Here is an 11,577-nt window from a genome sequence, read left to right as displayed (position 1 = left end):
GTTATTTTTTTGAATTAGAAAAAAGCCAAGACAACAACTCGGGTTCGGCAAAAGCTGAATCCCAGCTATTGTGATTATCCTTGGCATATAAAGTAAAATTTGGTTTTCCTCCATAATTCAAGATAGCGTTCACCATCTCTAAAGACAATTGTGGAGCAACAACATTATCATTAGCGCCATGAAAGACCCACATGGCTGTTTTAGTGGCATAATTTTGCGCCAATTCAGGATTTCCACCTCCACAAATAGCTATAGCTGCCGCAAACATATCAGGTCTTCTTGACAATATTTCAAAGGTTCCCATTCCTCCCATCGAAAGTCCTCCAACATATACCTGATTGGCATTTACATATGGTTTAGTAGTGATGTCATCCATAAGATCCAATACCAACTGTAATGACTTAGTAGGTGGCTCATTTAATGGATATTCAAGAGAAATTGGATAGGAAGTGCGATCGACCTTTGCGTTAGACCAATAACTTTCAGGAACACATTGCGGAAAAATTACAATGGCTGGAAACGATTCTCTATTCTCCTGGCTGGCAAAAAGAGCACTACCATGCGTGAGTTGTCTTTGATTATCATTTCCTCTTTCTCCGGCTCCATGTAAAAATAAAACCAAGGGATACTGTTTATCTTTAGAAAAATCCTTTGGATACATAATACGATACTTCAAAGTATCTTTCCCTTGTATCAGTACATCTGAGTCATACAATTCTTGAGCTCCAAGCCTATTTACAAGCGTAAGTACACATACTAAGGCAATAATTTTTATCGATTTCATAACTTAAAAATATTAATAGGTGAACCCTAATTTGTTCAGTCCATTTTGAACATCCTCGTTTTGCATAAACAAATTCCAAAGCAAGCCTGATCTGTAGTTCTCTATCATAATTATCTGAGGGCCTTGATCAATAGCCAAATAGGCCTTAGCCACCCAAAAATTACTCAAACTAGGTTTGAAGGCATCATAGAATCCTGCTTCTCCAACTAATATATTTCTTTGATTATAGAAGAAATGCATGGCATTGAGAGACTCTTCAGGTGTATAATTAATGGCACTCACTGCTGCAGTTGGTGAAATCACCCCATAGTCCTGACTTGGAGAATGTGCTGCATAACTAAGTCCTCCATTAGCTCCCATAGTGTAACTAGCAGTAAGTCCCCAACAATAAGACCCGTAATAAGGCCTATCAGAAGGATTTTCTACACAATAGGAATAATTAATCTTGGTATGATTAACATTTACTTCCCAATAGTCAGCGTATTGATCCGCGAGATTACGTGGGTCCAATCCCAAGTACGAATAATGAGACCAGAAAAGTGGCCCCCCATATTCTTGGTTACCAGCATGTTTTACTAGTAACGGATAACCATACTTTGAATTTGTGGCTACCATACTTCCATTGCGTGCCCAACCTTCTTTATACACATTTGCAGTTATAGAATGGTCAGGGGAGGCGGCTGCCAAAACATAGGTAATCAGACATTCATTATACCCCGTTATTCCTAAATTAATATCAAAATTATACGTGGGTGACCAATGCCATAAAAGTTTATTTTGTTCATTGGTAAACCAATCCCACTCCACACCTTTCCATAAAACCTCCGCTTTTTGGGAAATTAATTTTTCTTCCAAGGTCCCATTTTTAAAATACTCCTGAATACAGATAAGGCCTTGGACTAAAAAGCTAGTTTCTACCAGATCCGCTCCATTATCTCTTGTACTAAAAGGCAATACGTTACCTGTATTTCCATCAAGCCAATGTGGCCAAGCTCCATGAAAACGATCGGCATTCTCGAAAAACTCCAAAATAGTTTGTAATCTAGAAACTGCCTCTGCACGGGTAACAAACCCTCTTTCTATTCCTACTAAAATAGCCATCAAACCAAATCCAGATCCTCCAGTTGCAACCACATTACTGCTTTGGCCGGGTGAGCCCGACACATAACGTTCCCTAGCAGCTTTAGAATTGGTCTCTGCCAAATCCCAAAAATATTTAAAGGTTTGGGCCTGCACATAATCTAAAAGTGCCTCATCTGAAATTTGCTTTACTAGTGGCGGTGGCACAGGTTTCTCTCCATCAGGAACGGTTGGTGGTTTAATCTCACTTTTTGAGCATCCAAAAAGAATAAGACTAGCACCACATATTATGTATAAAATCTTCTTCATTAGTTAAAATATGGACTTTGGAAACCTAGTTTTTTTAGGCCCGTTTGTATGTCTTCTCTTCCCATAAAAAGATCCCAAATCATTCCACTTCTATAATTTTCTATCATTACAACAATGGGGCCTTGATCTATGGCTAAATATCGTTTTGTATACCAGTTATTTTCATGACTATAGGCATCATAAGGTCCATATGGCCCTACAAGTGAGTCAGCCTGCTGGTATAAATATTTTATCATTTGCATTGATTCCTTTGGAGTATAGGCAATAGAAGATAATGCTGCTGTGGGTGATATAACACCTAAATCTAACCCTGGTCTATGTCCAGCATATCCTTTCATAGAATAACTAGAGGTCATCCCCCATTGATTTTTACCATACCCTTTATATCCCTTAGGATTATCAATGGCGTATTTATAATGTATAAGTGCATGATTTTGCACAAGTTGCCAATAATCTGCATAGGTATCCTTTAGTCCCTTAGGATTTAAACCTAAGTACGAATAATGAGACCAGAATAATGGACCTGTAGGAACCGAATCGTTCCCATAATAGTTAAGAACTGTTGGTAAGTCATAATAGGTAGTGCTGTTAGCGATTTTTCCAGACATTGCCCACCCTTTATGATAGGCCTGGGGTGTTATGCTATGCGTTCTTGAAGAAGCTGCCAGTACATACATAATTAGGCATTCATTGTAACCGCTTACAGGAAAGTTCATTTCCCATTCATACTCAGGTGACCAATGCCAATACAATACATCTTCACCTCTGGTATACCAATCCCATTCTACTTCATCATATAATTTTTCAATCCGTAGACTTATATTTTGTTCACGAGTTGAACCCTCTTTAAAATATTCAGAAACCGTTAGTAATCCTTGAATTAAAAATGCAGTTTCTACCAAATCCCCTCCATTATCCTTCTTTGAAAAAGGCTTTACCTTCCCTGTTTTTCCATTAAGCCAATGTGGCCATACGCCATGAAAACGATCTGCTTTTTCTAAAAAGTTTACTATTCTTTCAAATCGTTCTAAAGCTTGTGCTCGAGTAATATATCCATTTTTAACCCCTATAAGAATAGCCATCATTCCAAATCCCGATCCACCCGTAGTAATAATATCTTGATCATTTTGTGGATACACTCCATCCATATGAATTCGTTCTCGGGCCAGACCTGAATTTTCTTCAGCACCACTCCAAAAGTATTCGAAAGTTTGTCTTTGTAAGGTATCCAATAATGGATCAACAGTGATTGTATTCGAGGAAGAAGTTCCTTTCGAAGGTACTTTTGAGCTTGCACTCTTGGTAATATTATGACAGCCTGAAGCCAAAAATGCAGCTCCAAGCAGACAATATACATATTTCATCTGTAAGGTATTTGTAGGTATTAATAGGATAATATGAGTAGGCTTGGAGTGAAACCCCAAGCCTACTCATTAAGAGATAAAACTACCACTCAGGATTTTGTCCCATATCTGGAGTTTGGATCAGCTGATTATTTGGAATAGGAAACAATTCATGCTTGCCTATAACAAATGTCTTACCATTAGCTGTCATTGCCTGTGATGCTTGACCAGTTCTAATCAAATCGAACCAACGGTCATGTTCAAATGCTAATTCAAGTCTTCTTTCTTTCCATACATCTTGCAATGTCGGATTAGCTATTGGATCTAAGTCAACTCTTTCTCTAACCAAATTTAATGGGGTAGCTGCGTCGGCACCTGTATGTATGGCTGCCTCAGCTCGAATTAAAAGAATTTCAGCAAATCGTAAAATACGAACGTTTTTATCCCCGTCTGAAGCTCCTGCATTATTACTCGAATATGCTTTCTCATTATAACCAATGTTCTCTACTGAAGTGCTGACAAATCGCCCATCCCATAACGTCTCTCCTGGGAAAATAATCGTTGCATTTTTTCTGATAGCATCTCCTTCGGCATCAAAAGCATCCATTAAATTCTGAGAAGGTGTATTAAAACCCCATCCCCATCCACTGGTTCCGCGAGCTCCTTGTGTTTGAGAATACTGTTGAACACCGTGTGCAATTGCTACACCACGAGCTTGCACTTCAAAAAGGGATTCAATACCATTTTCTTGTGAAGCTCTCCAAAGCTCTGCATAATTAGAATGTAAATTATACTCTTGAGAATTAATAACCGCAGTAGTCATGGCATAAGCCTCAGGCCACTTTTCCTGATACATATACACCTTTGCCAGTAATCCTTGGGCTGCTCCTTTGGTAGCTCTTCCCAAGTCATCTGCGTCATAATCACTCTTCAATGGTAGTGCGTCAATGGCATCTAAAAGATCTTGTTCGATAAAAGCATACACATCTGATTTAGGTGCTCGAACTGCATAATCAATATGTTGCAGTGGTACATCTCCAAAAGATCTTACCAACCAAAAATAATTAAGAGCTCTTAAAAACTTTGCCTCTCCAATAAGCCTATTCTTATAAGCTTCATTTTCTAAAGCATAGTTCTCTGTATAATCAATAGCAATGGAAGCCCTTCCAACACTTTTATACCAACGTGTCCACATTGCAGAAATAGAACCACTAGAGGTGTTATGAGTCAATCCATCCAAAAGGTGCTTATCACCTCCTGTATCAGTAGGCGAGCTTCCTTTATCGGCATTATCAGAAATGATTTCAGTAATTCCTAGATAGGAAAAAGCATAATCCCACTCAGTAAGCATTCCATATACTCCGGTAACCATTTCCTCCGGAGTTACATTCTCAGTATCTTCAGCTTCAAGACTGTCTCTACTGTCAACATCTAAAAAATCTTCGCTACAACTTACCATAAAGGAAAGTCCAGTTAAGATAAGTCCTATTTTTAAAAATTTAATTTTCATACTCTTTGAGTTATTTTTTACAATTCAATGTTAACACCAAACAAGAAAGTCTTAGTAATTGGATACGCAGAAAGCTCTATACCAGCTCTATCAGATGATCTACCAACAATCTCTGGAGTAAATCCACTATACTTAGTAAATAAGAATGGATTTTGTGCTGTTGCATATACTCTAATTCTTGATACGTAATCAAACGCATTATTCAAGGTATATCCAATGGTTATATTGTTGATTCTAAAATAATCACCATCTTCTAAATAATATGTTGAAGCGTATGAATCTCTATTTGCTCCTGGATGTAAGTTTGTTGATCCTTCTCCAGTCCATCTAGAATGATATACATCTGATGTGATATTCTCACCACCATCAATTCGAGTACCTTTAAGTCCATTATACACTTTATTTCCTCCGGCACCATACCCCTCTATAACTAAATCAAAATTCTTATAATTTGCACCAAGATTAATACCTACATTATACGTTGGCATAAATGATCCAAAGAATTTTTTATCCTTATCATCGATTATTCCATCATTATTTTGGTCCTTGTATCGAAGATGTCCAGGTCTTGCTCCTCCAATAGAAGCGTTGTTGTCAATTTCATCTTGGTTTTGCCATACGCCATCTACTTCATACATCCACCATGCATACAAAGGCTGTCCTTCTTGAAGACGTTTGGTAATTTGACCATTCCCTAGGCTTCCCCCAATTTGTCCATCATAGGCAGATTTTACGTTCTCAACATTATTTTTGTTATTCGAATAAACAACTCCTACGTTATACGAAAAATCTTCAGAAACTGAATCTTTCCAGTTTAACTCAATCTCCACACCTTTGTTGGTTACCTCCGCACCGTGATCAAAATAATCCTCTGTTCCTGGTGAACTTAATACTGGTTTAACCAACAAAATGGCATTATTAGTATTTCTACTATAGTAGTTAAACGCTCCTGATAACTTTGATTTTACCATTGCAAAATCAAACCCTATGTTGGTTTCTTCTGTAACCTCCCAGGAAATAGGTTTAATTTCTCTACCTAAACCAGCTCCTAAAAATAAATCTTGATTTGGACCAAAAGTATAATTTACATTACTTGATCCTGTATTTGTGATAAAACTATACACATTGAAATCAACTTCCGAGTTTCCTAATCTTCCCCAACCTCCTCTTAATTTAAGGAAGTCAATAAAATCAACGTCAGCAAAGAAATTTTCTTTGGAAATAGTCCAACCTAAACTAAAAGATGGGAAATTTCCAAAATAATCAGTTCCAGTATATTGATCTGACTGGTTCTTAAAAGTACTTACACCGTCTCGTCTAAAATTCACTTGAGCATAATATTTGGAATCAAAATTATACTGCAAACGACCAAAATAAGAAAGTTGCTTAATAGGTGTGCTGTACGATTGTCTTACTGTTCTTTCATAATCACTTGTAGTATAGTTTATACTCCAATATTGTTCTTGTAATGGCACATCATACCCTTGCATATACACCTCAGTACTTTGATTTCTCATACCTCTTGTTATACCAGCTACCGCATTTACTGAATGCTTTTCATTAAACATTTTATCAAAGGTTAAATAACTGTCCCAATTATATCTGTAGGATTCATATTTACTAAATGACAAACTGTTTTCAGTATAGTTAGTAGAGGTAGGATTATTCGCCTTAAATTGATCAAAATCAGCATTGGTTCTAGTTGGATCAGCGGCTAGCCATCTTCCTCTTGTATCATTAAAAATTCGAGACTGTGTAAAAGACTTTGATGCAGCAAAACGAGAAGTTGCCTTTAAGTAGTCTGTTATTTTTAACTCTCCTTCAAATACTCCTTGTAGGTCTGTTCCTGAATTTTTTTCATTTGCAAAAAATACGGATGAAACTGGATTCCCTATTGAGTTTAAAGAACCAACAATTTCTCCAGGAGCTCCCTCATAGGTAGCTATTCCTGTTGTTTGATTCCAAAATGGCATACCAAATTGACCACTTGGGTAATACACAGGGATAACAGGGGCTTGTCTATAGGCTCCGTCAAAAGCACTAAAAGGCTTAGGAGTAGCCTTTACAAATGAAGCACTTAGATTTGAAGTAAACTTCAAACGATCATCCAAAAGCTTTATCGTATTGTTACTTCTTAATGTATTTCGATTGTATTCATTGTTTTTTAGAATACCATCTTCATTATAATTATTAAAACTAAAGTAATAATTATACATATCGCTTGCCCCAGACAATGCCATATTGTTGCTATTGGTAAACCCTACATCTGTCAAAGCCTTATACCAATCTGTGTCGTATGGTTGATTTTCTGAAAGAAAGGTAGTCAAACCTAAACTTGCTCTATTTTGATTAAAGTACTCCACATATTGACTTGCATTAGCCATTTCAACTGCATTCAATGTAGATTTTGCTCCATAATAGGAATCTAAACTGATTTTCATTTTCCCATCTTTACCTTTTTTGGTAGTAATTATAATCACTCCATTGGCAGCATCCATACCATATATAGAGGCTGAGGCAGCATCCTTTAGAACGTCCATGGTTTCGATATCTGCAGGGTTGATGTTTGCAATATCACGCATTTGAATACCATCTACAACGTATAAAACATTGGTACCAGCGGCTGCTGTACCTGTTCCCCTAATGATTACATTGGGACTACTACCAGGAGCATTAGTGTTAATAATATTCACCCCAGATAATTTCCCCTGGATTGATTGCACGGCATTAACTGCTGGTTGCTTTAATAACTCCACAGACTTAATACTTGAAACGGCACCTGTAAGATCTGATTTCTTTTGCGTTCCAAACCCGATAACAACTACCTCATCAAGGGCAGCTACATCTGCCTGCAGGACAATATCTAATCTTCTCTGATTGTTGATGACTACATCAACGGTTTTAAAACCTACGTAACTGAATTCTAGCGTTTCTCCAGATGCAACCGAAATGGTATACTTACCATCAAAATCAGTGCTGGTGCCACGAGTTGTACCTTTTACAACGACATTGACACCAGGCACAGGCATATTGTCTTCAGAACTTTTTACCGTTCCCTCAACAACAATTTGCTGTGCACTCACATAAGAAATGGAGAAAACAAATAGAAAAAATAGTAATTGATTAATTTTTGTTTTCATGTGTGTTTGAGTTAGAAATGTTTCGAATCTAAATTAAAATGTAATTGCAACGAAGTATAAAACAGACTTACATTTTAAATACGTCAAAATGCTAAATAACACAAATACAAGCATTTACAACATGTTAAAGATATGTAAAAGCGAAAAGAATAGTTGTTAATTTAGTTAAATGACGTAGTTGTGACGTAGTATTTATTTGCTGGAATTCGTTTTTAAGACAGTTATTTTTAGATATTCTGTAAATAATCTACCAATGAATTGTCATTTTCTAAATCCAGTTTCTTTCTTAGACGATACCTATTTGTTTCTACTCCGCGTATAGAGATATTCATTAGAGGGGCAATTTCCTTAGTAGATAAATTCATTTTTATATAGGCACATACCTTCAAATCCTTATGCGTTAAATCAGGATGTCTTTCCTTCAATTTATTGAAAAACTCTTCATGAACCTGATTAAAGTTGAACTCAAAGACCTCCCATTCGTCCTTGTGATCAATTGAATTATCAACTTTCTTAATCAATCGCTTGTATGAAAAGTAATTGGTAAATTCATCCTTATGCTTGGTAAGTTCATTCTTTATTTCCAGTAAAGTCTCATTCTTTTTAACCAAAGCCATCGCTGTATTAGCTAATTGCTTACTTTTTAACTTCACTTCATTGCGTAAGGACTCATTCTTTAATTCTACCAATTTCCTATCACTTTCTAATGTCTGTTGTAGCAATAATTCTTCTTGTTCCTTAGTATATTTCATGGAAAGCAATCGTTGTTCCTTAGCTATTTTACGTTTATGTAGGACAAAAAATACCAACGCAATAATTCCAGCCAATACGAAAAACAACAGGAGCCCTGGCGTATCCCTATACCAAGGATATAATACATTAAGTTGAATGGCGAATACTTCTGAGGCTTCACCAAAATCATTGACAGCCCTAAACTGTAGCTTATAACCTCCTGAACTTAAATTTGCTAATTTAAGCTTATCACCTTTCATCTTATACCACTTATATGGTTCCCCGTCGGCTTCTAATGCATATTCAAGATAGTAATTTTCAGAGGTGGCTGAAGTCAATGAAAAACTAATAGACTTTCCATAATCCAAGTCAATGGTCTGATTCTTAAGAATACCTAAATCAATTAACTCATCATTAATTTCAATCTGTTCCAATAAAGGTAATTGTAGACTGGAGTGCTCATGATACTCCTTACCATCTATGAGCATAAAACCATCCATTAAACTTAAGGCATACAAGGAATCTCCCACATAGGAAACACGCTCATATCCCACCACTAACCTATCTTTAAAATATTGATTGTTGAGTATTAAAACCTTATCCAAATTGGTTAACGAAATAAATTCAATAGTCTCATTTTTAGTTTTAACAACCAACAAATCAGTGTCAAAATCTGAAATGATATACGAATCTTTACCCAGTTTGTTATTTAACAAATCAAACGGTATTATCGTATCTTGTAAAGGCTCATACTTTTGCCAACCATTATTACTCTTAAAACAGATATCCTTTTTAATTTGATGAACACTCACATTAAAATTGGACCAAATGCCCTTGTCTTTATAACTTTTTACCGAAGTTATCGTATCATAATTTGAACCTAGAGTTACCTTATGCAATCCCTTATATGCATGTGATACCCAAACTTGGTTTCTGTCTTCAAATACGAGATAACGTGCTAACATGGAAGTGCCTCCTAAATGTTTTGCATTCCAGTTTAAGTCATTTTTAGAAAACCGAATTAATCCTGTATACGCCCCCTGAATATACAAATTGGATTTCTCCGGAACCTTTTTAATAGTCAGACCTCCTGTAAATGGACTTATTTCTTTCAGTGTAAATCCTTCCACTATATAGGTCCCGTTATTATGTCCACAGAACAATTGTCCTTCAATTATTTCTAAGTCCCACACTTGACCTTGAGAGCCTTCCACAAATTGAAGTGCATTATTGCTATCGAGATAAAACAACCCAGTATTGCTTCCAATGTATAGGGTATCTTTAAACTTTACTACATCATATACTGCTCCTAACCTCCCTGAAATATCATTAAAGAAATAATTATGACTACTTAGATCCACAAAGGAAATCCCATTGTCCAACCCAAGCCATACTTTATTATCAGGTTCCACATGCATGGCTAGAACTGTGTTATTACTCAGTCCATTTTCTTTATTTAAGTGAGATAAGACAGTACCATGCTTGTCGGTAATATAGATTCCATCTTTAATAGTCCCAAAAACCATTCGCCCATCATTAAGGGTGCTAAAACTATTTAGTTGATGGGCAATTATTGCTTTATTGACCGTAAAGTTGGTCCCTATCAGTTTATCTTTTTCAATAAAATAACTTCCTTTTAATGAAGTACTCACTAATAATTTATCATTATAGCTAGATACTGCTATTACTTTTGCATCTACTAAAAGTTCATGAAAGAAGTAAGGCTGTAATTCTTCATTTTCAATTTTATAGATACCGTGTTGTAATGTAGAAAGGTAAAATTCATCATTAACTATATTACAAGACATAATAACGGAAGGAGGTGTAAGTTTTTTGATACTTCCGTCATTGTGATAGATATATAAACTTGAAAATGACCTAAAAACAATAGTTTCCTTGTAGGGCACAATCTGCCAGATTTCATCATTAATGGTGATTGACTCTCGTATTGAAGTGGTCAAAGAGGTATATTGCAATACTCCCTTCTTGTCTTTTTTCCAATACCCAAAATCTTCATACGACCCAGTATACACAAGGTTATCATGTACCAATACGGAACGAAGGGTAGTCTTATTCGGCAATTGATATAAAGTCCATTTTAAACCATCATATTCTAATAATCCATTATTATTAGCAGTGTATAGTTTTCCATTATCACCTTTGGATATTCCCCAATTTTGATTGCCTGCTCCGTAACCAGAAAGTGCATAATTTTGAAAATAAGGGGTATGCTGTCCTAAGACATTAGGACTTACACATAGAAAGAAAGTATACAGTACTAGTTTTACTATATTATATAAAATATGACTTGAAATGTTGGGGAATCTAAAAATCAAAACAGTATTTGGTTTAAACTTTAACGAAAGGTAAAAAATTGTTTTTAAATGTTATTAAATTTTAATGTCAACATTAAAAATGATATTGATACACAGAATGTTAAAGAATAAAAAATCAGATATCACCTAGACAAATTCTGAATTTTTGTAATGGAGTAGTAATTTCCATCCTAATTATTGTACCTTTAAACTATACTTTAGGTCCCACTCATGTTGCTTGATGTTTTACTAGCTCATGGATTTTTTGACATAAATATATCCACATGAAAATGCTTAGATGGGTGACACCTTCAAAAAGGAATACCATCCACTTCCATACTAACCTTGTCATTTATAGATTCAA

General features: G+C 35.7%; 6 protein-coding genes. All 6 read right to left on the bottom strand.

Going from position 1 to position 11,577, the window contains the following annotated elements; genetic code table 11:
• Nucleotide 1: 1 nt before the first annotated feature.
• Entirely contained in the window at nucleotides 2-784 is a 783-nt protein-coding gene (locus tag PT603_RS02220; RefSeq protein WP_008239057.1) for a carboxylesterase family protein, read from the bottom strand.
• Between the two features lie 12 nt (nucleotides 785-796).
• On the bottom strand, nucleotides 797-2,173 hold the full coding sequence (locus tag PT603_RS02215; protein ID WP_008239055.1) for a glucoamylase family protein: 1,377 nt from the start codon (nucleotides 2,171-2,173) through the stop codon (nucleotides 797-799).
• The gene (locus tag PT603_RS02210; protein WP_008239054.1) at nucleotides 2,173-3,537 is read right to left on the bottom strand and encodes a glucoamylase family protein; all 1,365 of its coding nucleotides are present in this window, start codon (nucleotides 3,535-3,537) and stop codon (nucleotides 2,173-2,175) included. Before PT603_RS02210 ends, PT603_RS02215 begins: the two co-directional genes overlap by 1 nt.
• 82 nt (nucleotides 3,538-3,619) lie before the next feature.
• Nucleotides 3,620-5,026 (bottom strand): RagB/SusD family nutrient uptake outer membrane protein, encoded by a 1,407-nt coding sequence (locus PT603_RS02205; RefSeq protein ID WP_008239053.1) that lies wholly within the window; start codon nucleotides 5,024-5,026, stop codon nucleotides 3,620-3,622.
• A 17-nt stretch (nucleotides 5,027-5,043) separates the two neighbouring features.
• On the bottom strand, nucleotides 5,044-8,166 hold the full coding sequence (locus tag PT603_RS02200; RefSeq protein WP_008239052.1) for a SusC/RagA family TonB-linked outer membrane protein: 3,123 nt from the start codon (nucleotides 8,164-8,166) through the stop codon (nucleotides 5,044-5,046).
• A 227-nt stretch (nucleotides 8,167-8,393) separates the two neighbouring features.
• Nucleotides 8,394-11,234 (bottom strand): helix-turn-helix and ligand-binding sensor domain-containing protein, encoded by a 2,841-nt coding sequence (locus PT603_RS02195; RefSeq protein WP_008239051.1) that lies wholly within the window; start codon nucleotides 11,232-11,234, stop codon nucleotides 8,394-8,396.
• Between the last annotated feature and the right edge of the window lie 343 nt (nucleotides 11,235-11,577).

This window comes from Imtechella halotolerans, assembly GCF_028743515.2.
In the GTDB taxonomy this organism is placed as follows: domain Bacteria; phylum Bacteroidota; class Bacteroidia; order Flavobacteriales; family Flavobacteriaceae; genus Imtechella; species Imtechella halotolerans.
The sequence above is the reverse complement of the archived record's forward strand: the minus strand, read 5'-3'. Positions and strand labels throughout refer to the sequence as shown.

Bases quoted from the DNA above. Each gene is read 5' to 3' on its own strand.
- PT603_RS02220 (WP_008239057.1), bottom strand. From the start codon at position 784: ATGAAATCGATAAAAATTATTGCCTTAGTATGTGTACTTACGCTTGTA.
- PT603_RS02215 (WP_008239055.1), bottom strand. From the start codon at position 2,173: ATGAAGAAGATTTTATACATAATATGTGGTGCTAGTCTTATTCTTTTT.
- PT603_RS02210 (WP_008239054.1), bottom strand. From the start codon at position 3,537: ATGAAATATGTATATTGTCTGCTTGGAGCTGCATTTTTGGCTTCAGGC.
- PT603_RS02205 (WP_008239053.1), bottom strand. From the start codon at position 5,026: ATGAAAATTAAATTTTTAAAAATAGGACTTATCTTAACTGGACTTTCC.
- PT603_RS02200 (WP_008239052.1), bottom strand. From the start codon at position 8,166: ATGAAAACAAAAATTAATCAATTACTATTTTTTCTATTTGTTTTCTCC.